This window comes from Achromobacter insolitus (assembly GCF_002209555.1).
Lineage (GTDB): Bacteria > Pseudomonadota > Gammaproteobacteria > Burkholderiales > Burkholderiaceae_B > Achromobacter > Achromobacter insolitus.
Genome location: NZ_NJIF01000001.1, coordinates 189,551 through 210,398, shown reverse-complemented (window position 1 = coordinate 210,398; position 20,848 = coordinate 189,551). Strand labels below are relative to the sequence as shown.

General features: G+C 64.6%; 24 protein-coding genes. 16 read left to right on the top strand and 8 right to left on the bottom strand.

Annotation, left to right across the window (positions count from 1 at the left end; translation table 11 throughout):
- Window positions 1-40: 40 nt before the first annotated feature.
- Complete coding sequence (locus CEY08_RS01000) at window positions 41-1,063, top strand: putative 2-aminoethylphosphonate ABC transporter substrate-binding protein (protein WP_042792606.1); 1,023 nt, start codon at window positions 41-43, stop codon at window positions 1,061-1,063.
- An 88-nt stretch (window positions 1,064-1,151) separates the two neighbouring features.
- On the top strand, window positions 1,152-2,282 hold the full coding sequence (locus tag CEY08_RS00995; RefSeq protein ID WP_076815622.1) for a TIGR03364 family FAD-dependent oxidoreductase: 1,131 nt from the start codon (window positions 1,152-1,154) through the stop codon (window positions 2,280-2,282).
- 73 nt (window positions 2,283-2,355) lie between these two features.
- Here the strand turns inward: CEY08_RS00995 and CEY08_RS00990 are convergent, their stop codons facing one another.
- The 3 genes from CEY08_RS00990 to CEY08_RS00980 all read right to left on the bottom strand — a co-directional run bounded on the left by CEY08_RS00990 (window position 2,356) and on the right by CEY08_RS00980 (window position 5,931).
- Window positions 2,356-3,504 carry an aromatic ring-hydroxylating oxygenase subunit alpha gene (locus CEY08_RS00990; RefSeq protein WP_063641668.1) on the bottom strand — a complete coding sequence of 383 codons (1,149 nt, stop codon included), beginning with the start codon at window positions 3,502-3,504 and terminating at the stop codon, window positions 2,356-2,358.
- Between the two features lie 243 nt (window positions 3,505-3,747).
- Window positions 3,748-4,758 (bottom strand): acyltransferase, encoded by a 1,011-nt coding sequence (locus CEY08_RS00985; protein ID WP_042792609.1) that lies wholly within the window; start codon window positions 4,756-4,758, stop codon window positions 3,748-3,750.
- 204 nt (window positions 4,759-4,962) lie between these two features.
- Entirely contained in the window at window positions 4,963-5,931 is a 969-nt protein-coding gene (locus CEY08_RS00980) for a Bug family tripartite tricarboxylate transporter substrate binding protein (RefSeq protein ID WP_063641667.1), read from the bottom strand.
- 154 nt (window positions 5,932-6,085) lie between these two features.
- Between CEY08_RS00980 and CEY08_RS00975 the strand changes: the two genes are divergently transcribed.
- From CEY08_RS00975 to CEY08_RS00920, 12 genes are all read left to right on the top strand, one after another.
- On the top strand, window positions 6,086-6,940 hold the full coding sequence (locus tag CEY08_RS00975) for an IclR family transcriptional regulator (RefSeq protein WP_042792611.1): 855 nt from the start codon (window positions 6,086-6,088) through the stop codon (window positions 6,938-6,940).
- Between the two features lie 92 nt (window positions 6,941-7,032).
- Window positions 7,033-7,299, top strand: coding sequence for an exodeoxyribonuclease VII small subunit (locus CEY08_RS00970; RefSeq protein ID WP_042792612.1), 267 nt, complete (start codon window positions 7,033-7,035; stop codon window positions 7,297-7,299).
- Window positions 7,300-7,306: 7 nt separating this feature from the next.
- Window positions 7,307-8,218: a polyprenyl synthetase family protein gene (locus CEY08_RS00965; protein WP_042792614.1), complete on the top strand. Its 912-nt coding sequence runs from the start codon at window positions 7,307-7,309 to the stop codon at window positions 8,216-8,218.
- A gap of 53 nt (window positions 8,219-8,271) precedes the next feature.
- Window positions 8,272-10,134 carry a 1-deoxy-D-xylulose-5-phosphate synthase gene (gene dxs, locus CEY08_RS00960; RefSeq protein ID WP_042792615.1) on the top strand — a complete coding sequence of 621 codons (1,863 nt, stop codon included), beginning with the start codon at window positions 8,272-8,274 and terminating at the stop codon, window positions 10,132-10,134.
- Between the two features lie 192 nt (window positions 10,135-10,326).
- Entirely contained in the window at window positions 10,327-11,124 is a 798-nt protein-coding gene (gene folE2, locus CEY08_RS00955; RefSeq protein WP_063641665.1) for a GTP cyclohydrolase FolE2, read from the top strand.
- A 7-nt stretch (window positions 11,125-11,131) separates the two neighbouring features.
- Window positions 11,132-12,055, top strand: coding sequence for a DUF817 domain-containing protein (locus CEY08_RS00950; protein WP_042792617.1), 924 nt, complete (start codon window positions 11,132-11,134; stop codon window positions 12,053-12,055).
- Between the two features lie 210 nt (window positions 12,056-12,265).
- On the top strand, window positions 12,266-12,640 hold the full coding sequence (gene rpsF, locus CEY08_RS00945) for a 30S ribosomal protein S6 (protein WP_006393715.1): 375 nt from the start codon (window positions 12,266-12,268) through the stop codon (window positions 12,638-12,640).
- A gap of 51 nt (window positions 12,641-12,691) precedes the next feature.
- Window positions 12,692-13,015 (top strand): primosomal replication protein N, encoded by a 324-nt coding sequence (gene priB, locus CEY08_RS00940; RefSeq protein ID WP_042792618.1) that lies wholly within the window; start codon window positions 12,692-12,694, stop codon window positions 13,013-13,015.
- A 109-nt stretch (window positions 13,016-13,124) separates the two neighbouring features.
- Entirely contained in the window at window positions 13,125-13,397 is a 273-nt protein-coding gene (rpsR, locus tag CEY08_RS00935; protein WP_006218308.1) for a 30S ribosomal protein S18, read from the top strand.
- Between the two features lie 14 nt (window positions 13,398-13,411).
- Window positions 13,412-13,867 carry a 50S ribosomal protein L9 gene (gene rplI / locus CEY08_RS00930; protein WP_042792619.1) on the top strand — a complete coding sequence of 152 codons (456 nt, stop codon included), beginning with the start codon at window positions 13,412-13,414 and terminating at the stop codon, window positions 13,865-13,867.
- A 126-nt stretch (window positions 13,868-13,993) separates the two neighbouring features.
- Complete coding sequence (locus CEY08_RS00925) at window positions 13,994-14,833, top strand: RIO1 family regulatory kinase/ATPase domain-containing protein (RefSeq protein ID WP_063641664.1); 840 nt, start codon at window positions 13,994-13,996, stop codon at window positions 14,831-14,833.
- Window positions 14,830-16,212: a replicative DNA helicase gene (locus CEY08_RS00920; protein WP_042792621.1), complete on the top strand. Its 1,383-nt coding sequence runs from the start codon at window positions 14,830-14,832 to the stop codon at window positions 16,210-16,212. The genes CEY08_RS00925 and CEY08_RS00920 overlap by 4 nt, the downstream gene beginning before the upstream one ends.
- A gap of 64 nt (window positions 16,213-16,276) precedes the next feature.
- Here the strand turns inward: CEY08_RS00920 and CEY08_RS00915 are convergent, their stop codons facing one another.
- The 5 genes from CEY08_RS00915 to CEY08_RS00895 all read right to left on the bottom strand — a co-directional run bounded on the left by CEY08_RS00915 (window position 16,277) and on the right by CEY08_RS00895 (window position 19,940).
- Complete coding sequence (locus CEY08_RS00915) at window positions 16,277-17,254, bottom strand: bile acid:sodium symporter family protein (RefSeq protein WP_042792622.1); 978 nt, start codon at window positions 17,252-17,254, stop codon at window positions 16,277-16,279.
- 122 nt (window positions 17,255-17,376) lie between these two features.
- Complete coding sequence (gene pdxA, locus CEY08_RS00910; RefSeq protein WP_084738680.1) at window positions 17,377-18,357, bottom strand: 4-hydroxythreonine-4-phosphate dehydrogenase PdxA; 981 nt, start codon at window positions 18,355-18,357, stop codon at window positions 17,377-17,379.
- A gap of 63 nt (window positions 18,358-18,420) precedes the next feature.
- Window positions 18,421-18,729: a hypothetical protein gene (locus tag CEY08_RS00905; protein WP_063641661.1), complete on the bottom strand. Its 309-nt coding sequence runs from the start codon at window positions 18,727-18,729 to the stop codon at window positions 18,421-18,423.
- A 42-nt stretch (window positions 18,730-18,771) separates the two neighbouring features.
- Window positions 18,772-19,230 carry an Lrp/AsnC family transcriptional regulator gene (locus tag CEY08_RS00900; RefSeq protein WP_042792624.1) on the bottom strand — a complete coding sequence of 153 codons (459 nt, stop codon included), beginning with the start codon at window positions 19,228-19,230 and terminating at the stop codon, window positions 18,772-18,774.
- Between the two features lie 104 nt (window positions 19,231-19,334).
- Complete coding sequence (locus tag CEY08_RS00895) at window positions 19,335-19,940, bottom strand: hypothetical protein (protein ID WP_076815618.1); 606 nt, start codon at window positions 19,938-19,940, stop codon at window positions 19,335-19,337.
- Window positions 19,941-20,124: 184 nt separating this feature from the next.
- Here CEY08_RS00895 and CEY08_RS00890 point away from each other — a divergent pair, with 184 nt between their 5' ends.
- Both CEY08_RS00890 and CEY08_RS00885 read left to right on the top strand, forming a co-directional pair.
- A complete protein-coding gene (locus tag CEY08_RS00890) occupies window positions 20,125-20,370 on the top strand; it encodes a hypothetical protein (RefSeq protein WP_042792626.1) in 246 nt (81 codons plus the stop codon).
- Window positions 20,371-20,569: 199 nt separating this feature from the next.
- The gene (locus CEY08_RS00885; RefSeq protein ID WP_063641659.1) at window positions 20,570-20,842 is read left to right on the top strand and encodes a hypothetical protein; all 273 of its coding nucleotides are present in this window, start codon (window positions 20,570-20,572) and stop codon (window positions 20,840-20,842) included.
- Window positions 20,843-20,848: the final 6 nt, after the last annotated feature.

Below are 20,848 nucleotides of genomic sequence, written 5' to 3'. Positions count from 1 at the left end.
CTCCCTCAGCCTTTTTTCCGCTTACCCACGGAGTCACTTCATGAATCGCTACAAGCTGCTTGCACTGGCCGCCGCCCTGACGGGCGTGATGGGCGCCGCCTCCGCCGAGACCACCCTGACGGTCTACACCGCGCTCGAAGCCGACCAGATCAAGGCCTATCAGGCCGCGTTCGAGAAGGCCAATCCCGACATCAAGATCCAGTGGGTGCGCGATTCCACCGGCATCATTACGGCCAAGCTGCTGGCCGAGAAGAACAACCCCAAGGCCGACGCGATCTGGGGCCTGGCCGGCACCTCGCTGGGCCTGATGGACAAGGAAGGCATGCTGCAGCCCTACGCTCCCAAGGGCCTGGACCAGATCGCCGCCAATATGCGCGACGCCAAGGCCGAACCCACCTGGGTCGGCATGGACGGCTTCGCCGCCGCCATCTGCTTCAACACCATCGAAGCCGAAAAGCAGAAGCTGCCCAAGCCCACTTCGTGGCAGGACCTGACCAAGCCTGTGTACGCGGGCAAGATCGTGATGCCGAATCCGGCTTCGTCGGGCACGGGCTTCCTGGACGTCAGCGCCTGGCTGCAGATCTTCGGTGAAGAAAAGGGCTGGGCCTACATGGACGCCCTGCACAAGAACATCGGCTCGTACACGCACTCGGGTTCCAAGCCCTGCAACATGGCCGCCGCGGGCGAGTTCCCGATCGGCGTGTCGTTCGATTACCGCGCCGCCAAGCTGAAGGCCGACGGCGCGCCCGTCGAAGCCGTGTTCCCCTCGGAAGGCCTGGGCTGGGAAGTGGAAGCCACCGCCATCATGAAGGGCACCAAGCATCTAGAAGCCGCGCGCAAGCTGGCCGACTTCTCCGCCAGCCGCGAGGCCAATGAACTGTACAAGGCCAACTTTGCCGTGCTGGCCATCCCGTCGATCGCCACGTCCAATCCGAACCTGCCGGCCGACCTGATGCAACGCATGATCAAGAACGACTTCACCTGGGCCGCGACCAATCGCGACCGCATCATCGCCGAGTGGACCAAGCGCTACGACGGCAAGTCCGAGCCGAAGAAGAAGTAAGGCTGTTTGACCGCGGCGGCGTCGGCCGCCGCGCCTCGGGGCACCCGCGAGGGCAGCCTCAACGCATTCCTCTTGCACTGTTCCACAGATGAAAAATTTCGACGTAGTCGTGGTGGGCGCCGGCATGCTGGGCATCGCCCACGCCTGGGCCGCCGCCAAGCGCGGCCTCTCGGTGGCCGTCATCGAACGCAGCCGCCAGGCTCACGGCGCCACCATTCGCAACTTCGGCCAGGTCATCGTGACGGGCCAAGCTCCCGGCATGATGCTGTCTCACGCCCAGCAGGCGCGTGAGCTGTGGCTGGAACTGGCGGACCGCGCGGGCTTTCATGTGCGCGCCAATGGCGCCCTGGTGCTGGCGCGCAATGCCAACGAGGCGGACGTGCTGCAAGAGTTCGCCGAGACGCGCATGCGCCAGGAAGGGTATCGCGCCGAACTGCTCTCGGGCCGCGAGGTGGCCGGGCTGTATGGCGGTCGATTGGCGCATCATTGCGCGGCCCTGCAAGGCCATGACGACCTGCAGATCTACTCGCGCGAGGCGCTGCCGGCCATTACGCGCTATCTGGCGGAGTCGCTGGGCGTGGAGTTCATCACCGGCACGCTGGCTCGGGCCGTCGAAGGCGGATTGGTGTGCACCTCGGCGGGCGAATTCAAGGGCAGCCACGTGTTCGTCTGCCCCGGGCATGACTACCTGACGCTGCTGCCGGAGCGCTTTGCGCCGATGAATCTGGAGGTCACGCGCCTGCAGATGTTGCGCGCGGCATTCGAGACTCAACCTTTCGCGCTGGACCGACCCTTGTTGACCGGCCTGTCCTGCGTGCACTACGGCGCGTTCTCCGACCTGCCGTCGGCGCTGGCGCTGCGCGACCTGATCCAGGCGCGAACGCCCATGCTGCTGGAAAACGGCATCCACCTGCTGATCAGTCCCACTCCCTATGGCGAATTGATCATCGGCGATTCGCACCGCTATGGCCAGGACGCGCCGCCGTTCAATGACGAGGCGGTCGACAATGCCATGCTGGACCTGGCGACCCAGGCCCTGGACGCGCGCTTGCGGGTGCTGGAGCGCTGGCAGGGAGTCTATGGCGCGCACGGCCCGGCGCCGTTCTCGGTCATGCCGGTCGATGCCGCCATGACGGTGGCGGTGATGCACTCGGGTGTGGGCATGACGGTGGGCCTGGCCATCGGCGAGCGCACGGTCGCGGGCGTGCTGGGTCGCTGATTCCGGCAGTTGGAAAAAGAAAAGGCCTCGCGTACGCGAGGCCTTTTGCATGGGAGCGGCGTCGAAGCGGGCTTCAGACGCGTTCCTGCATGATACGGCGATACCATTCGTGGAAGTGCTGCATGCCGTCTTCCATGGGCGACTGGTACGGTCCGGTTTCGTTCACGCCTCGCAGCATCAGCGCCTTGCGGCCCGCGTCCATGCGTTCGGCGATCTCATCGTCTTCGATCGCCGTTTCCATGTAGGCGGCGCGCTGGGCCTCGACGAATTCGCGCTCGAAGGCGGCGATTTCCTCGGGGTAGTAGAACTCGACCACGTTCACCGTTTCCTGGGGACCCTTCGGATACAGCGTGGAGAGCACCAGCACGTGCGGATACAGCTCGATCATGTGGGTCGGGAAGTACGTGACCCAGACCGCGCCGAAATCGGGCGCATCGCCTTCGCGGAACGCCAGCAGGCGGTCATGCCATTGCTTGTACACGTCGGAGCCCGGCTGCGCCAGGGCGTTGTGCACGCCGACCTTCTGCAGGCTGTACCAGTCGTTGAATTCCCAGCTCAGGTCGTCGCAGGTGACGAATCGGCCCAGGCCCGGATGGAACGGACCGACGTGATAGTCCTCGAGGTAGACCTCGATGAAGGTCTTCCAGTTGTAGTTGCACTGGTGCACTTCGACGTGATCCAGCACGTAATCGCCGAAGTCGAATTCCGGACGCGAGAACAGCGGCGCCATGTCGGAGGCCGGATCGCGCGGGCCTTCGAACAGCAGGCCATGGCAGTCACGCAGGCGGAACTTCTGCAGGTTCATGCAGGGCGTGGTGGCGAACTGGGGCGCGCCCAACAACTCGCCCTGGTTGTTGTACGTCCAGCGATGCAAGGGGCAGACAATATTGCCGCCGGTTGCCTTCAGATTGCCATGCGTATTGCAGTTGCCGGCCACATTGCCGGCCTCGCCGCCAAGCATCAATGCCTGACGGTGGCGGCAGACATTTGAGATGAGTTCGACGCCTTGCTGGTTGCGAACCAGCACGCGCCCTCCGTCTTCCTGAACCAACGTACGCCAATCCCCAATTTCGGGCACCACTTTCTGGTGGCCGACGTATTGTGAGGATTGCTTGAAAATGAGTTCTTGCTCGCGGGCAAAGAGGGCTTCGTCAAAATACGCGCTGACGGGTAGCTGGGTGCGAGCTGGCACTACATGTGCCATCCGACCGATGTCGGTCATGATTCCCCCCGCTCGGATAAAAAAGCCAGGACGGAGGAGCTTTTGCCGGGCGGCTTTGAAATCCGCTGGCTGCGTTCCGTGCTGGCGCGAAGAAAAATCGGTGTCTGGCCGATCAAGTAAGCCGTGAATTGTACCCCAAGCCCTTACCCTGCGCCCGTGAAGAACTGCGAAGCTTGGTGAAGTTATGCCGAAGCCGGCTTAACCATGCGGTGCGCGGCATAACCCCTTGAAGATGTAGGCCTTTCAGACGAATCTGCGCGTCGCGGGATGCCGCCTCAGCAGCCAGCAGCTGGCCGCCGACAGCGCGAACACGACTGCGGCCTGCAAGGGCAGCGTCCAGGCGTCCGCGCGCGCGCCGGTAAGCGCGCCGGCGCGGCGCGCCACGTCCAGGAACAATGGATGGATCAGGTAGATGCCGAAAGTCAGCGGGGCCAGCGAGGCCATCCGCGGCAAGCGCGGCGACGAGACGATCCACTGGAACGCGGCCAGCGACATGAACGGCACGGTGAGGCTGAAGTAGTCGTAGAAGTAGGTGTCGAGTGCGCGATTGCTGGACATCGCATAGACGCCCAGCGCGGTGGCCGCGACGCTGGCTGCCAGCATCAGACCGGGACGCGGGATGCGCATCTGGCCGTCGAAGATCAGGCGGCCCGCCACGAAGTAGCCCAGGTAGGGCAGGAACCAGGTCAGGAAAAAGCCCGCGGGCGCGCCCAAAGCGCGACGGTACAGTGCGTCCAGGATCGCCACCCCCAGGATGCCCACCACCCACAGCGCGCGGGCGCGCGGCGTGCTGCGCGCATACAGGATCCGGACCAGCGGCGCGAACAGATACAGGCCCACGATCATGTACAGGTACCACAAGTGATAGTAGGGCTCGCCTTGTACCAGCTTGCGCGGCCAGAACGAAAAATCGATGCGGCCGTCGTCCCACCAATCCAGCGCCGTGCGCCACGCCAGGTAGAAGAACGTCCAGAACAGCAGCGGCGCGCAGATTCGAGCCATGCGCCGGCTGTAGAACTGGCGCGCATCTTGCGGCTTGTCGGGATCCAGCAGCAGGGCGCCGCTGACCATGACGAACACAGGCACGCACCAACGCGCCGCCGAGTCGTACAGGTTGGCGGCCAGCCAGGCTCCGCCACCGTAGACGGCGGGGTTGCTGACGATCATGGCCGCGCTGTGCAGCAGCACGACGGCCACCGCCGCCAGCCAGCGGGCGGCGTCCAGGCGCGCATATTTCTCTTCGATGTACGGCATCGGGCTCCCGTTGCGGTGTTTGCCTTTTCACCATAGCAGCGGGGAGCGCCCCGGTTCTGTATCCAGGGGTTAGAGGGCATATCGGCTGCGCACGAAAAACCGGCAGGGGCCACTGGGGCCGCTGCCGGCGGGAGCCTTGCGGCTCGGCGCATTCGTCGACGGGCCGGGGCCCGCCAACGTTTTGTCACGAAACGGCCGGCATTGTCATTGCAAAACGATATTGGCCTGCTTGATCAGCTGCGCCACGATGGGCTGTTCGGTCTGGATCTGCTTGTCCAGTTCGGCCGCCGTGCCCGAGCGCGGATCGATGCCCATGTCCAGCATGCGCTTTTTGATCGTTTCGTCCTGCAGCGTTTCGACAAGCGCTTGCTGCAGTTTTTCCATGACCGGGGCGGGGGTACCCTTGGGGGCCACGAAGCTGAACCAGGCGGTCATGTCGAAGGCCGGATAACCTTGTTCGGCAAGCGTCGCCAGCTTCGGCTGCGTGGGCAGGCGCCCGGGGCTGGTAATGGCGAAGACCTTGACCTTGCCGGCATCGGCCTGCGGCATGCCCGTGGCCACCATGTCGAAGAACAGGTCCACGTCGCCGCTGACCAGGGCCGGCAGGGCCTGGGTCGCGCCCTTGAACGGCACGTGCAGGATGTCGATGCCGGCGCGCTCCTTGAAGAGTTCGCCCGCCAGGTGCGAGGACGTGCCGGGGCCGAAGGTGGCGAAGGTCAGCTTGCCCGGGTTCTGCTTGGCGTAGGCCACCACGTCCTGGGTGCTGTTGAACGGCCGCTTGGGGCTGGACAGCAGCACCAGCGGCCCCACGCCGACCATGCCGATGCGGGCGAAGCCGTCGGGGTCGTAGGGCAGTTCCTTGTATAGATAGCGGTTCGTGACCAGGGTGGAGTTGGTCGCCATCAGGATGGTGTAGCCGTCCGGCGCTTCCCGCGAAACAAAGGCCGCCCCGATCGAGGTGCCTGCGCCCGCCTTGTTCTCGACGATCATGGGCTGGCCCAGCGTCTTGGCCATGCGTTCGGCCAGTATCCGGGTCAGCACGTCGGTGGCGCCGCCGGCCGGGAAGGGCGAGACGACCTTGATCGGGCGGGCCGGATAGGTCTCGGCCTGGGCGCCCAGGGCCGCCGCGCTGAGCAACAGGGTGGCCAGCAATTTGAAGCTAGTGCGAATCATGTTTTCCCCTTGAAATCGCGTGCATGAGTGGAGGGTCGGGCCGGGCTTGGCGTTGCGGGCAACGCTTGCCAGGTCTCGTGCCTTGCTTTAAATTCCGTTAAATGAAATTTAATTTTGTTATTCGAAATAAACTATAAAAACGAAGCGAATAGAAATGCAATCTTTTTCTGACTCCAAGCGCATCGCGCATCCCGCCGCCAAACCGGACGGCAAGGTCGAGCTCAGCCTGCCCGCGCGCCGTAAGCGTGTTGCCGGCTCGGGCGAGGGCGCCAACTCCCCCGACTTCATTACAGCGCTGGCGCGCGGACTCGATGTGCTGCGCTGCTTCCGCCATGGCGTGGCGGCTCTGGGCAACCTGGACCTGGCGCGCCTGACCGGCTTGCCCAAGCCCACGATCAGTCGTATTACCTACACCCTTACCGAATTGGGCTACCTGCGCTATCACCCGGACACCGGCAAGTATTCGCCCGGCTACGGCGTCCTGGCCCTGGGTTTCGGCCTGCTGGCGGGGCTGGAGGTGAGGGAGCTGGCCAAGGCCTCAATGACCGAGCTGGCGCGGGCTACCGGCGGCGCAGTGGCGCTCGGTGCCTTCGACGGCGACGCCATGACCTACGTCGAAGCCATCCACGGCTCTTCGGCGCTGTACCTGCGTTTGCCGGTCGGTTATCGCGCCAGCCTGGACAGCGCCATGGGCCGGGCCTATCTGGCCAGCCTGCCGCCCCAGGCTTGCGCCGACGCGCTGACCCGCCTGGGCGAGGCGGCGCCGGACGCAGAGGCCATCGAGCGCGCCCGCGCGGAACTGCGCGATACGGGCTGCTGCTACGCGATCGGCGAATGGCAGTCGGGGATCAACGCCGTCGCCGTGCCGTTCTCGTCCATCACCGGCGAAGGGGTCTTCGTCATGAGCTGTGGCGGACCCGCAAGCCTGTTGCCGGAGGCGGACCTGCGCACGCGCGTGGCGCCCTTGTTGCGAGCCGCCATCGTGGGGTTGGCGGGCGCCGCGAGCTGAGACGCGCGGCGCATGGCGGCAAGCCCGACGCTCTTGCGGGTATCTCGTACAATTCACGGATTGATCCACCCCTAGCGCCCTCGGAGACCCGTTTGGCCAAGCCTTCACAAGCCGATCCGCAGATCGATGACCGTCCCATGCCCCAGGATTTCGAAACGGCGTTGGCCGAACTCGAATCGCTGGTAGCGGCCATGGAAGACGGCTCGTTGCCCCTTGAGCAGTCGCTTGCCGCCTACCGGCGCGGCGTGGCGCTCACGCGGGTCTGCCAGGAACGCTTGGCGCAGGCCGAACAGCAGGTCAAGGTCCTGGAGGGCGACTTGCTGCGTCCGCTGGACCCGGCGGCGCTGGATGACGAATAAGAACCCGATGAAGCAAATTCAACTCGCCTTCCCGGAATGGTTGCAGGGCCGCGTGCAGCACGTCGAGGACGTTCTGGACGATCTCTTGCCCCCGGCTGACGCGTTGCCCTCCCGGTTGCACGAAGCCATGCGTTACGCCGTGCTCGGCGGCGGCAAGCGGGTGCGCGCCGCGCTGGTCTACGCCGCGGGGCAGGCATGTCCCGTCAGCGGCAGCGTGCTGGCTGTGCAGGCATCGCTGGACCGCGCCGCGGCCGCGGTGGAACTGATCCACGCCTATTCGCTGGTGCACGACGATCTGCCCTGCATGGACGACGACACGCTGCGCCGCGGGCGGCCCACTACCCACGTGCAATTCGACGAAGCCACTGCCATGCTGGCCGGCGACGCGCTGCAGCCACTGGCCTTCGATCTGCTCGCCTCGATGCCGATCGCGCCGGCCCTGATCGTGCAGGCGACCCAGTCACTGGCGCGCGCCGCGGGCAGCCAGGGCATGGCGGGCGGGCAGGCCATCGACCTGTTCAGCGTCGGCCACGCGCTGTCGCGCGACGAACTGCAAACCATGCACAGCATGAAGACGGGCGCCATGCTGGCGTGCAGCGTGGCGTTGGGCGGCATCGTGGCGGGCGCAAGCTCCGCCTCGCGCCAGGCGCTGGACGCCTATGCGCAGGCGGTGGGGCTGGCTTTCCAGGTCGTCGACGACATCCTGGACGTGACCGCGGATAGCGCCAGCCTGGGCAAGACGCCCGGCAAGGACGCCGCCGAGAACAAGCCCACGTATGTATCGCTTCTGGGGCTGGACGGCGCGCGCGCGTTTGCCCAGGAACTGCGAGAGGACGCGCTGGCCGCCCTGGCTCCGCTGGGCGAGGCTGGATCGCGCCTGGCTGAACTGGCCGACTTCATCGTCCTACGAGACCGCTGAACCGGGACCAGCCCGGGCTGGAGGCAGGCCGGGCCAACGAACCACATAAAAGCATGACGACAGATTTACTGGACCGCATTCAATCCCCGGCTGACCTCAAGCGCCTGGATCGCCGCGAGCTGAAGAAACTGGCGGACGAGCTGCGCGGCTTCGTGCTGGAGTCGGTATCCAAAACGGGCGGGCACCTGTCGTCCAACCTGGGCACCGTCGAACTCACGCTGGCCCTGCATCAGGTATTCGACACGCCGCATGACCGTATCGTCTGGGACGTGGGCCACCAGTCCTACCCGCACAAGATCCTGACGGGGCGTCGCGCCGGCATGGCCAAGTTGCGCCAGCAAGGCGGGATTTCCGGCTTTCCCAAACGCAGCGAGTCCGAATATGACGCCTTCGGCACCGCGCATTCGTCCACATCGATCTCGGCTGCGCTGGGCATGGCGGTGGCGTCGCGCAATGCCGGCGTGCAGCGCCAGCACATCGCCGTCATCGGCGACGGCGCGATGTCCGCGGGCATGGCCTTCGAAGCCATGAACAATGCCGGCGTCACTCCCAATATCAACCTGCTGGTGATCCTGAACGACAACGACATGTCGATCTCGCCGCCGGTGGGGGCGCTGAACCGTTATCTGGCGCGCCTGATGTCGGGCCGCTTCTACGCGGCCGCCAAGAATGTGGGGCGGGCGGTGTTGCAGCACGTGCCGCCGGTGCTGGAATTGGCGCGCCGCTTCGAGGAACACGCCAAGGGCATGGTCACGCCGGCCACGCTGTTCGAGGAATTCGGCTTCAACTACGTCGGCCCGATAGACGGACACGACCTGGACGCGCTGGTGCCCACCCTGCAGAATCTCAAGGCGCTGGAAGGCCTGCAGTTCCTGCATGTCGTGACCCGCAAGGGCCAGGGCTACAAGCTGGCCGAGGCTGACCCGGTGCTGTATCACGGGCCCGGCAAGTTCGATCCGGCGGTCGGTATCCAGCAATCGAAGGCGCCGGGCAAGCGCAGTTTTACGCAGGTGTTCGGCCAGTGGCTGTGCGACATGGCCGAACAGGATTCGCGCCTGGTCGCCATTACGCCCGCCATGCGTGAAGGCAGTGGGCTGGTGGAATTCGAAAAACGCTTTCCGCAACGCTATTTCGACGTGGGCATCGCCGAGCAGCACGCCGTGACCTTTGCCGCCGGCATCGCCTGCGAAGGCCAGAAACCGGTGGTCGCGATCTACTCTACCTTCATGCAGCGCGGTTACGACCAGTTCATCCATGACGTGGCCTTGCAGAACCTGGACGTGACTTTCGCGTTGGATCGTGCCGGTCTGGTAGGGGCGGACGGCGCCACCCATGCCGGCAACTACGACATCGCCTTCCTGCGCTGCGTACCCAACATGGTCGTGGCCACGCCTTCGGACGAAAACGAAACGCGGCTGCTCCTGTCGACCTGTTATCAGTTTCCCGGTCCGGCATCGGTGCGCTATCCGCGCGGTGCGGGTTGCGGCGCGGCCGAAGAGGCAGGCCTGGGCACGGTCGAACTCGGCCGCGGCGTGGTGCGCCGCGAAGGCCGCAAGATCGCTATCCTGGGCTTTGGCACCCTGGTCCAGGCAGCGCTTGGCGCCGCCGCCCAGCTCGACGCCACGGTGGCCGACATGCGCTTCGTGAAACCCATCGACCGGGAGCTGATCCTGGACCTTGCCAGCCGCCACGACGCGCTGGTTACGCTGGAAGACGCCTCCATCATGGGCGGGGCGGGCAGTGCCGTGCTGGAGACGCTGAGCGCGGCCGGCGTCGCGATCCCGGTGCTGCAGTTGGGCCTGCCCGACGAATTCATCGATCATGGCGAGCAGTCCGCCCTGTGGGCGGGTATCGGCCTGGATGCCGCCGGCATCGAGCGTTCGATCCGCGCCCGCTATGCCGACCTGCTGGGCTGATTCCGGTCCCATCCCGCGGTGCCGGGCCTGGTCCGGCGCCGCGGGAATGAAACACACTGTTCCGGCCCCGCTAACCTACGAATAGAAGGGTTTTCCCTGGCGGTTGGCGGACTATGGGCGATAATGGCCCCCTCTCATCAGATTCCTAGGCCGTGCGTATTCGCGACTGACCGCCTAGACAGGTAAGCCGAAATGAATTCTCCGATCGACCCCGCCATCGTGATGCCCGACGTCCAGAGCTCGGCGGACACGCGGCACATCCCGATCCAGCGCGTGGGCATCCGTGGCGTGCGCCACCCCATGTTGATTGAAAGCGGCGACGGCTCGCCCCAGGGCACCGTGGCCAATTGGACGCTGACCGTGGCGCTGCCGCCCGAAGAAAAGGGGACGCACATGTCCCGCTTCGTGGCCTTGCTGGAAAAGTACCGCAGCATTCCCATGACGCCGACCCTGTTCCGCGCCATGGCTGCCGACATGCTGCCGCTGCTTCACGCCGAGCGCGGTGACATCACCGCCGCCTTCCCGTACTTCATCAACAAGTCTGCCCCGATTTCCGGCGTGCAAAGCCTGCTGGACTACGAAGTGCAGTGGATCGCCCGCGCCCACGGCGACGAGGTCGAGTTCGAACTCATCGTGCAGGTGCCCGTCACCAGCCTCTGTCCCTGCTCCAAGGCCATCTCCGAGTACGGTGCGCACAACCAGCGCTCACACGTTACGGTGTCCGCCATCCTGAACGCCGACATCGGCATGGACGGCGTCATCCGCCTGATCGAAGAAGAGGGCTCCTGCGAGCTGTGGGGCCTGCTCAAGCGCCCGGACGAAAAGTACGTCACCGAGCGCGCCTACGACAACCCCAAGTTTGTCGAGGACCTGGTCCGCGACGTGGCTGCCCGCCTGAACGCGCATCCCGGCATCGCCCGCTATCGCGTGGAAGCCGAGAACTTTGAATCCATTCACAACCACTCGGCCTACGCCGTCGTCGAAGGTTGAGCTTGCCGTGAGCCATCCGGCGGCCAATGACTGGCCGCTCATCGCGGGGCTGCAGGATTGGGAATCGCGGCTGGCCAGCAATCTGGCCAGCCGCGGCCGTTTTGGCGTCGCGCTCTACGAGTTCTTTCGTTTCGGCGTGAAGCAGGCCTGGGCTTGCCTGTTCGGCGGCCTGATGTGCGCGCTGCTGCTGGGCACCCACTGGTGGTATCCCAAGGACGCCTGGCTGGCCCGCTATGACTTCCTGACGCTGGCGGCGCTGGGCATACAGGCCTTGCTCCTGGCGCTGCGCATGGAAACCTGGAGCGAAGCCCGCGTGATCCTGCTGTTTCATGTGGTGGGCACCGGCATGGAAGTGTTCAAGACGGCCGCCGGCTCGTGGCTCTATCCCGAGGCCAGCATGCTGCGCATCGGCGGCGTGCCCCTTTTTACGGGCTTCATGTATGCGGCGGTGGGCAGCTACCTGGCGCGGGTCTGGCGCCTGTTCGACTTCCGCTTCCGCGCCCACCCTCGCGTGGCGGCCACGGTGGTGCTTTCCGTGCTGATCTACGTGAATTTCTTCGCGCATCACTACGTCATGGATTTCCGGTGGGTCCTGTTCGCGCTGACCGCCGTCCTGTTCGCGCGCACCTGGGTGTACTTTCGGATCTGGCGCGTCTACCGCCGCATGCCTCTGCTGTTGGGCTTCGTGCTGGTGGCCCTGTTCATCTGGTTCGCCGAGAACATCGGCACCTTCGCCAATGCGTGGCGCTATCCCAACCAGTCGCAGGGCTGGGAGCTGGTGTCCATTGCCAAGCTGGGCTCTTGGTTCTTGCTGATGATCATCAGCTATGTAATGGTCAGCGTGGTCAACCGTCCGCAGGAAATCGATGTTGCCGATTTGCCGCGGCCGGCAGGCCGGGACGGTGGAAACGGCCTGTCCCTTATTCCCTGAAGCCCTTTTCGGCTTGCACCTGGCCGCTCAATCGGTGATAATCGAGAGCTTTCTTGCTCGACCGCCCATGGTTTTTGGGTAGCGGGCTGCCCCTTGCGGGCCACGTCTACGATGCATTAATGATGCAAATCAATGATGCAAATCCACCCCTGATGGAAAGCGCGGGTGCAAGACGGTCGGCCGGCGAGACATCCTCAAGGAGTTTTACTCATGCGTCACTACGAAGTGGTGTTTATCGTTCACCCCGACCAAAGCGAGCAAGTGCCCGCCATGGTCGAGCGTTACCAAGCGCTGGTCACGGGCCAAGGCGGCTCGGTTCACCGCCTGGAAGACTGGGGTCGCCGTCAACTGGCCTACCCGATCCAGAAGCTCGTCAAGGCTCACTACGTCTGCCTGAACATCGAGTGCGGCCAAGCCACGCTGGATGAGCTGGAACACTCGTTCCGCTACAACGACGCCGTTCTGCGCCACCTGGTCATCAAGACCAAGAAAGCCCAGACCACGCCCTCGATCATGATGAAGTCGGTCGAGCGCGAAGAAGCCCGCAAGGCTTCGGCGGAAGCGGTCGCGGCTCAGGCCGAGTAAGCAGGGCTCACGCAGAGCCCATCCCATGAAGTCCCCTTGGTGCCTGGCAGGATGAACAAGCTGGAACTCAGCGCCCGCGTTCTCGAATGCGAGCCTCTGCGCCACACTCCCGCCGGATTGCCCGCACTGGAAATGGTGCTGGCGCACGAGTCGGAAGTCATCGAAGCTGGCCACCCGCGCCGCGTCGAACTGACTATCGCGGCCGTGGCACTGGGCGACCTGGCGTTGCTGCTGAAGGACACGGCCTTGGGGTCCGAATTGCTGGTGCAGGGGTTTTTGGCTCCCACCCGCAAGGATTCCGTAAAGGTCAAGCTGCATTTGCAGCAGGCACGCAAGGTCAGCGGCAGCGCAGGACGCGATCCGCTGGTGGCTTGAAGGGAATTGGGCAAAGGGCGCGATGAGCGCCTTCTGAATACGGATAGGTTATGGGGGTCAGGGCCCATCAAGGGTAAAACCAGCCCCCTCAAACAAAGAGGCACATATCATGGCTTTCTTCGGAAAACGCAAGGAAAAACGCAAATTCACGCAGCAGAACCCGCTCTTCAAGCGTCGTAAGTTCTGCCGCTTCACCGCTGCCGGCGTGGAAGAGATCGACTACAAGGATCTGGACACCCTGCGCGACTTCGTGCAAGAAAACGGCAAGATCATCCCGGCTCGTCTGACCGGCACCAAGGCAATCTACCAGCGCCAGCTGGACACCGCCATCAAGCGCGCGCGCTTCCTGGCCCTGTTGCCTTACACCGACAACCACAACTAATCCGGGGCACTGAAATGCAAGTTATTCTGCTCGAAAAAGTCGTCAACCTGGGTAACCTCGGTGAAGTCGTTCGCGTGCGTGATGGCTACGCCCGCAACTTCCTGATCCCCCAGCGCAAGGCCCGTCGTGCAACCGACGCCGCCCTGAAGGAATTCGAAGCGCGCCGCGCCGAACTGGAAAAGGCCCAGGCTGAAAAGCTGGCCGCCGCCCAAGCTCTGGGCGAGCGCGTTGCCGGCTTCCAGCTGAAGATCGTTCAGAAGGCTGGTGTCGATGGCCGTCTGTTCGGTTCGGTCACCAACGCCGACATCGCTGAAGGCCTGCGCAAGGCTGGCTTCGAAGCCGTCGAAAAGGCGCAAGTCCGCCTGCCCAACGGCCAACTGAAGTCGATCGGCGAGTTCCCGATCCAGGTTGCCCTGCACGCCGACGTTCTGGTCGACGTGACGGTCCTGGTCGAAGGCGAACTGTCCTAAGCCGGTACCTGCAGTAAAAAGAAGCCGGCCCGCGCGCCGGCTTTTTTTCTTTTTGCCCTTCGCGTATTGCGTGTAGTCTTCGGACTCCGCGACTCAGGCCCTGCGCCGCATTTCCCAGAGGACGTCTTGACTCAGCCCCCCGTTCACCATAACGCGCCACCCGGTCTGCGAGCCTGGCTGGACAGCGTGGATGCGTCGCGTGAACCTTCAGTGCGGGATGTGACGATCGATGGCGTGCGCTGCATCATCAAGCGGCGGCGGCCCAGCATCGGCCGGGGAGTGAGCTATGCGCTGCGCTATGTGCGCGCCCTGTTCCTGGGGGTGGGGTGCAAGATTTTCCTGGGCGAGTTTCCGCGACCGGGCGTGTTGTTGCGCAATGGGTTGGCGCACGAGTCGCAACGCCTCGCGCAACTGCTGAAGGCGGGCTGCCGTGTGCCCGAAGTCTGGTGGCAGGAGCAAGGGCTGCTGGTGCTGGAGTACGTGGGCGAGGACCTGGCGGACCTGATCCGCAACGAGGACACGACGTCCCGTCTGTGGCTGGCGCGCGCGGCCGCGGCCGATCTTGCTGCCTTCCATGCCCGCGGCCTGTGGCACGGCGGCGCGCAAATCCGCAACATCACGCTGCAGGATGGAGAACTCTGGCGCATCGATTTCGAAGAGAACATCGGTTCGACCCTGTCGCGCCCGCTGGCCCAGGCGTATGACCTGTTCCAGATGCTGGCCTCTCTGGTGTCTTTGCGTAAATTGCCCGACGACGTAGCCCGTACGCTGGGTAAACTGGCGCTCGAAGTCTATTTCGAAAGCAATCCCGATGCCGAGGTCCGAGCCCGCCTGACGCGCCTGGCGCGCGTGCTCTGCGGCATCGCGGCGCCCCTGCGCGTGGTGCTGGGCCGTCTGCCCTCGCGCGATATCCAGGGATTCTTCCGCGTCGCGGATATCCTGCAGCCGTTACTATTGAAGTCATGAACACACCTGCCGACTCCCAGCTCGAATACTTGCGCGTTCCCCCCCATTCCATCGAGGCGGAGCAATCGGTGCTGGGCGGCCTGCTGCTGGACAACGCAGCCTGGGACCGCATTGCCGACGTGCTGGTCGAAGAGGACTTCTACCGGCATGATCACCGGCTGATTTGGCACCATATCGCCCGGCTGATCGGGCTGGCGCGCCCAGCCGACGTCATCACCGTACACGAATCGCTGGTCAGCGCCGGCAAGGCCGAGGATGCCGGCGGCCTGGCCTATCTGAACGCGCTGGCCCACAACACCCCGTCGGCCGCCAACATCCGCCGGTATGGCGAAATCGTGCGCGAGCGCGCCATGCTGCGCAAGCTGGTCGCGATTGCCGACGAGATATCCTCGGCCGCCATGAGCCCGCAGGGCAAGGAAGCCCGCCAGCTATTGGACGAGGCCGAGTCCAAGGTTTTCCAGATTGCCCAGGAAGGCGCGCGCGGCGCCGCGGGCTTCCAGGAAATCCAGCCGCTGCTGACGCAGGTGGTGGAGCGCATCGACGAGCTCTATCACCGTGAAAGCACCTCCGACGTGACCGGCGTGCCCACCGGTTTCACGGACCTGGACAAGATGACCTCGGGCATGCAGGGCGGCGACTTGATCATCGTGGCCGGCCGCCCGTCGATGGGCAAGACCTCGTTCTCGATGAACATCGGCGAGCACGTCGCCATCGAGGAGGGGCTGCCGGTGGCGGTGTTCTCCATGGAAATGGGCGCTGTCCAGCTGGCCATGCGTATGCTGGGTTCGGTCGGCCTGCTGGATCAGCATCGCATGCGTACCGGCAAGCTGATCGCCGAGGACTGGCCGCGCGTGACCCACGCGGTGCAGCTGATGCAGGATGCGCAGGTGTACATTGACGAATCGCCGGCGCTCAGTCCGATGGAAGTGCGGGCCCGTGCCCGCCGCCTGGCGCGCCAGTGCGGTCAGCTCGGCCTGATCATCATCGACTACCTGCAGCTCATGTCCGGCAATGGTTCCGGCGAAAACCGGGCAACCGAAGTGTCGGAAATCAGCCGCTCGCTCAAGGGCCTGGCCAAAGAGCTCAATTGCCCCTTGATCGCGCTGTCGCAGCTGAATCGAAGCCTGGAACAGCGCCCCAACAAGCGTCCCGTGATGAGCGACCTGCGCGAATCCGGCGCTATTGAACAGGACGCGGACGTGATCCTGTTCATCTATCGCGACGAGGTCTACAACCCGGATTCGCCGGACAAGGGCACCGCCGAGATCATCATCGGCAAGCAGCGTAACGGTCCCATCGGCACCGTGCGCCTGACCTTCCAGGGCTCCAGCACTCGCTTCTTGAACTTCTCGGGCGCGCAGCCGCGCGATATGTACTGAGCCGTTCCCGCCCCAAGAAAAAAACCGCGCCCGGGCGCGGTTTTTTCTTGGCCAGGAAGGAGCTTCAGGCCTGTGCTTCGGGGCGTTTGCCGAAGCGCGCCGCCAACACCCCGCACACCATCAGCTGGATCTGGTGGAACAGCATCAGAGGCAGGACGATTGCGCCGACCGCATGGCCGGCAAACAGTACCTGGGCCATTGGAATGCCGCTGGCCAGGCTCTTCTTCGATCCGCAGAACAGCAGCGTGATGCGGTCTTCGACATTGAACCCCAGCATTCTGCCGGCCAATGCCGACAGGCCCAGCGCCAGCGCCAGGATGACGGCGCAAGCTACCACCAGGCCGGCCAGCGCGGGAATCGGAGTCGAGCTCCACAGGCCTTCGTTGATGGCTTCCGAAAAAGCGGTGTAGACGACCAGCAGGATGGAACCCTGGTCAACGAACTTCAGCATGGCCTTGCGCTTGTGTACCCAGGCGCCGATCCAGCGGCGGGCGAACTGGCCCAGCACAAAGGGCAGCAGCAGTTGCAGCATGATCTTGCCGACGGCGTCGAACGAAATCGGCGCGCTGCCGGCATTGGCGACCACCGTACCCACCAGGAGCGGCGTGATGAAGATGCCCAGCAGACTGGAGGCGGAGGCGCTGCACACGGCGGCAGGCACGTTGCCGCGCGCCATCGAGGTAAAGGCAATGGCCGACTGCACCGTGGCGGGCAGGCAGCACAGGAACAGGATCCCCAGATAAAGCTCCGGCGTGACCAGTGGCTCCAGCACCGGCTTGAGCGCCAGGCCCAGCAGCGGGAACATCAGGAAGGTCGCGGAAAAGATCGTGAGATGCAGCTTCCAGTGCGTCAGGCCGGCGATGATGGCCTCGCGCGACAGGCGCGCGCCGTGCAGGAAGAAAAGCAGGCCGACCGCGATGTTGGTGATCCAGCCGAATACGACCACGCCCTGGCCGTGGGCAGGCACGATGCTGGCAATGATGACGGTGCAGATCAGGTAGAGGGTGAAGCGATCGGGAAGAAGACGAGCAAGGCGTGACATGGGGGACGGGGGGGAGGGCGAACGAAAAGCGCCGTGGGCGCCGTAAACGGGGCGTATTGTAGTCCCGGAGACGCCCTGTTTCCTGACGGGCAGTTGTCAGCGCGGCAGTCCCTGCGTGGCGCTCAGGGCGTCATGGCCAGCGCGAGGTCGAAGGCGGCGACGAGCGAGGCATGGTCGGCCACACCCTTGCCCGCGATGTCGAAGGCGGTGCCATGGTCGACGCTGGTGCGCACGAAAGGCAGGCCCACCGTCACGTTCACGCCATGGTCCAGGCCCAGGTACTTGACCGGAATGAGGCCCTGGTCGTGGTATTGCGCCACGACGATGTCGAATTCGCCGCGCCGAGCGCGCATGAAGATGGTGTCGCCGGGCCAGGGACCGCTGGCGTCTATGCCTTGGGCGCGGGCGGCGGCGATCGCGGGTTCGATAATGTCGATGTCCTCGCGGCCGAACTTGCCGCCTTCGCCGGCATGCGGGTTCAGGCCTGCGACGGCGACGCGTGGCTGGGCGATGCCCATCTGCCGGCAGGCCCGGTCGGCCAGTTGCATGGCGGTCAGCTCGGCCTCCGGGGTAATGCGCGCGATTACCTCGGCCAGCGCCACGTGGATGGTCACCAGCAATACGCGCAGTTCGTCGTTGGCGAGCATCATCGCGAAGTCCCGCGTGGCGGACCGTTCGGCCAGGATCTCGGTGTGGCCGGGATAGTCGATGCCGGCCGCGTGCATGGACTTTTTGTTCAGCGGTGCGGTGACAATCGCGCGGATGCGACCAGCCTGCGCGTCGTCGATGGCTGCGCAGACGTAATCGTAGGCTCCGCGGCCGGCGGCCGCGCTGATCTGCCCCAGGGGTAGATCGGCGGGCAGGGCGGGGCTGCAGCCGATGACGTTGATGTGATCCGCGCCGGCCAAGGCCTGGCCGACATCCGTGATTTCGACGATCTCGAGCCTGGCGCCCAATTGCGCGGCGGCGCGGCGCAGTTGGACCGCGTCGCCGTAAACCACGCAAGGAGCATTCAAGCCTTGCGCACAAGCCTTGACGACGATTTCGGGGCCGATGCCGGCGGCATCGCCCATGGTGATACCCACGGGCAGGGAGGTCTTCACGGTGCTGGATACGGAGGTTGCGTTGCGGATCATGCTACACCCGATCGCGGGCGGATCGTTGCGTCAGCTTGCAGGCTTCTTGGGCGGCTCGATGACGTCGCATTCGAAGGTCACCGTGGCGCGCTTGGAGCCCAGGCCGGTCGCATGATTGGACGTGATCTTAGGCTTGACCAGCTTGCGGTCGATGGATTGGCAATACTGGTCGGCGCGTTGCAGCGCCTGGTTCTTGATTTCCACCCAGGTCAGCAACTGGGAGCCGGAGCTGTAGCTGACGCTGTAGGTATCCTTGCCGACGGATGTGACCTCGCTCATGCTGGAACAGGCGGCAAGCAGGGCAAGCAATGCGGCGGCGGGGACTAGGCGTGCAAACATGGGGCGTCCTGAAATAGCGATGATCTCCATTACACCATCATTTCAGGGCGCGCCCACCGCGCTGCGGCGGTCGAGCTTGCGGCTGAGAACGATGGAAGTCTGGGTCTGCTTGACCCCGTCGATCAGGCCAATGCGATCCAGTAGTTCGTCCAGTTGCTCGTGGGTCTCGCAGCGCAGGAAAATCAGATAGTCGTAGGGGCCGCTGACCGAGGATACCTCCTCGACTTCGGGCATTTTCTCGAGCTCGCGGATGACCGCGGCCGGGGTCTTGGGCAGCACGCTGATGAAGCAATAGGCCCGCACCGCGGCTTCTTCCAGCAGCCGTCCCAGGCGCACGCCATAGCCAGCCACGATGTGCTCGCGCTCGAGCCGGGCGATGCGCGCCACCACCGTGGTGCGGGCCAGGCCCAGCTTGCGCGCCAGGATGGCTGCGGGTTCGCGCGCATTGGCTTGCAGCAGGCTGAGCAGTTGCCGGTCGATGGCGTCGAGTCGTTCGTTCATACGGTGGTGGGCGACAGGGAGCGCATGGGCGCGAGTGCCGACGGTACAGGCCCCGGCCTGCCCGCGTCAATGCGGGCCGCCTGCGGGCTTGTCACGGGGCGGCGCTAGCCGTCGGATTCGGGGGGGATGCCGCCCTGATAGATTCGTCCGTCGAATTCAAAGCGCGTGATGGTCTTGCGCGCGGCATCGAAGATGCGGTCGCGGCTTGCATCGTCTAGTCCATCATGGTCGGCGAAGCTGAAACGGCACAGATCGATGTCGCTGTCATAGAAGGCCGAATGCACATAGCGGCTGACGTCGGCTTCGTGCGCAAAGTGCGCGAACTCTCGCAGTTGCTCCATTTCGTGGAAGGAGCCGTTGCGGCTGACCAGCAGCATGCCGAACTTGCGCTCTTCGTCCGCGATGGGCTCGGGGGTGGGCAAGGCATCGGGATGCTGGGTGTTCTGGTAATTGAAGCGGGCGCCCAATTCGTGCATGGCATCCAGCACGCGTTGCCACTGCGCTTCGTCCAGCGTGAGGCGGGCGGCAACGTAAAAGAGGCGCTGGCGGCCCAGCGAGCGCGGTTCGGGACCGCCGATATAGCTGTGCCACGGTATGGCAGCGTCCAGTCCGGCCAGTTCAGCCATGCGCGCGTCGCTGTATCCCAGCCGGTCCTGCAGGCGCCGCATGGATTGGGCATCCGGCGGGACGTAGTTCTGGATCGTCTTCATGAGCGGCCTCCGGTTGCACCGGGTCCGCCGGGGCGGGGAGCCGGTGACGTGCGCCGCCGTGCCTCTGCGGCTACGCTTCATGCTAGCGCGGTGCGCAAGGCTTGCCTAGCACGGGCTGGCAAGGCGCCGGGCCCGGGACGCCGTGCTAGGATTTGCGCCGACTTCAATGCCAGGAGGCTTTCACATGGACATCCAGGAACAAATCGCCGTCATCGTGCATACCATTTCGCATCAGGGCGGCCGTATCGATGCGCTGAATTCGACCTTGCTGTCGATGCTGCATCTGGCCAAGGCCTCGCCCGGCCTGCGCGAAGCCATAGAGGCCCAGCTGGAACAGAACTATTCCAGCCTGCTGGCCCGCTCGGAAAATCCGCAGTATGTGGCCGGCTTCGAGAGTGTGCGCGACATGATTCTCGGTGCCCTGAAGTAATCCGCCGTACGGCCTGTCGTTGACGAGAGTTACCCACAACTTCTGTGGACAAGCCTTGGGATAGCGCGGGCATAGATGTTCAATTTCCTTTAATTACAAAGACTTGCATGGGGCGGTCAAAGCTGGCTCCAATTGCTCGCGCCGGCATCGGCTTTCGCGGGCCGACACAGCGTCTTCAAGCCGGGTAATATGCGGCCCCATGCGGAATCAGTATTCATTGGAATGCCGGGGCGGATCGATCGCGGTTCGCGTCTCGGAAGCGGCAAAGCTGGCGGCGTTCGACCCCGGCAAACTCTCCCCCGAGGCACGCCAGAGCTGGGAGCGAATGGGTCATGGCTTCAAGGCCTGGCACGACTTCGATCAGCGCCATCCCATCCTGCGCCGCCTGGCGCGCTTGCCTCTGCTGGGCCGCTGGTACCGCAATGCCCGCCGCCGCTACGTGCTTCGGGCCAGCGGCAAACTGGTGGTCTGAGGCCGC

Coding starts and splice junctions, on each gene's coding strand:
- CEY08_RS01000 (WP_042792606.1), top strand. CDS start 41: ATGAATCGCTACAAGCTGCTTGCACTGGCCGCCGCCCTGACGGGCGTG.
- CEY08_RS00995 (WP_076815622.1), top strand. CDS start 1,152: ATGAAAAATTTCGACGTAGTCGTGGTGGGCGCCGGCATGCTGGGCATC.
- CEY08_RS00990 (WP_063641668.1), bottom strand. CDS start 3,504: ATGACCGACATCGGTCGGATGGCACATGTAGTGCCAGCTCGCACCCAG.
- CEY08_RS00985 (WP_042792609.1), bottom strand. CDS start 4,758: ATGCCGTACATCGAAGAGAAATATGCGCGCCTGGACGCCGCCCGCTGG.
- CEY08_RS00980 (WP_063641667.1), bottom strand. CDS start 5,931: ATGATTCGCACTAGCTTCAAATTGCTGGCCACCCTGTTGCTCAGCGCG.
- CEY08_RS00975 (WP_042792611.1), top strand. CDS start 6,086: ATGCAATCTTTTTCTGACTCCAAGCGCATCGCGCATCCCGCCGCCAAA.
- CEY08_RS00965 (WP_042792614.1), top strand. CDS start 7,307: ATGAAGCAAATTCAACTCGCCTTCCCGGAATGGTTGCAGGGCCGCGTG.
- dxs (WP_042792615.1), top strand. CDS start 8,272: ATGACGACAGATTTACTGGACCGCATTCAATCCCCGGCTGACCTCAAG.
- folE2 (WP_063641665.1), top strand. CDS start 10,327: ATGAATTCTCCGATCGACCCCGCCATCGTGATGCCCGACGTCCAGAGC.
- rpsF (WP_006393715.1), top strand. CDS start 12,266: ATGCGTCACTACGAAGTGGTGTTTATCGTTCACCCCGACCAAAGCGAG.
- priB (WP_042792618.1), top strand. CDS start 12,692: ATGAACAAGCTGGAACTCAGCGCCCGCGTTCTCGAATGCGAGCCTCTG.
- rpsR (WP_006218308.1), top strand. CDS start 13,125: ATGGCTTTCTTCGGAAAACGCAAGGAAAAACGCAAATTCACGCAGCAG.
- rplI (WP_042792619.1), top strand. CDS start 13,412: ATGCAAGTTATTCTGCTCGAAAAAGTCGTCAACCTGGGTAACCTCGGT.
- CEY08_RS00920 (WP_042792621.1), top strand. CDS start 14,830: ATGAACACACCTGCCGACTCCCAGCTCGAATACTTGCGCGTTCCCCCC.
- CEY08_RS00915 (WP_042792622.1), bottom strand. CDS start 17,254: ATGTCACGCCTTGCTCGTCTTCTTCCCGATCGCTTCACCCTCTACCTG.
- CEY08_RS00905 (WP_063641661.1), bottom strand. CDS start 18,729: ATGTTTGCACGCCTAGTCCCCGCCGCCGCATTGCTTGCCCTGCTTGCC.
- CEY08_RS00900 (WP_042792624.1), bottom strand. CDS start 19,230: ATGAACGAACGACTCGACGCCATCGACCGGCAACTGCTCAGCCTGCTG.
- CEY08_RS00895 (WP_076815618.1), bottom strand. CDS start 19,940: ATGAAGACGATCCAGAACTACGTCCCGCCGGATGCCCAATCCATGCGG.
- CEY08_RS00890 (WP_042792626.1), top strand. CDS start 20,125: ATGGACATCCAGGAACAAATCGCCGTCATCGTGCATACCATTTCGCAT.
- CEY08_RS00885 (WP_063641659.1), top strand. CDS start 20,570: ATGCGGAATCAGTATTCATTGGAATGCCGGGGCGGATCGATCGCGGTT.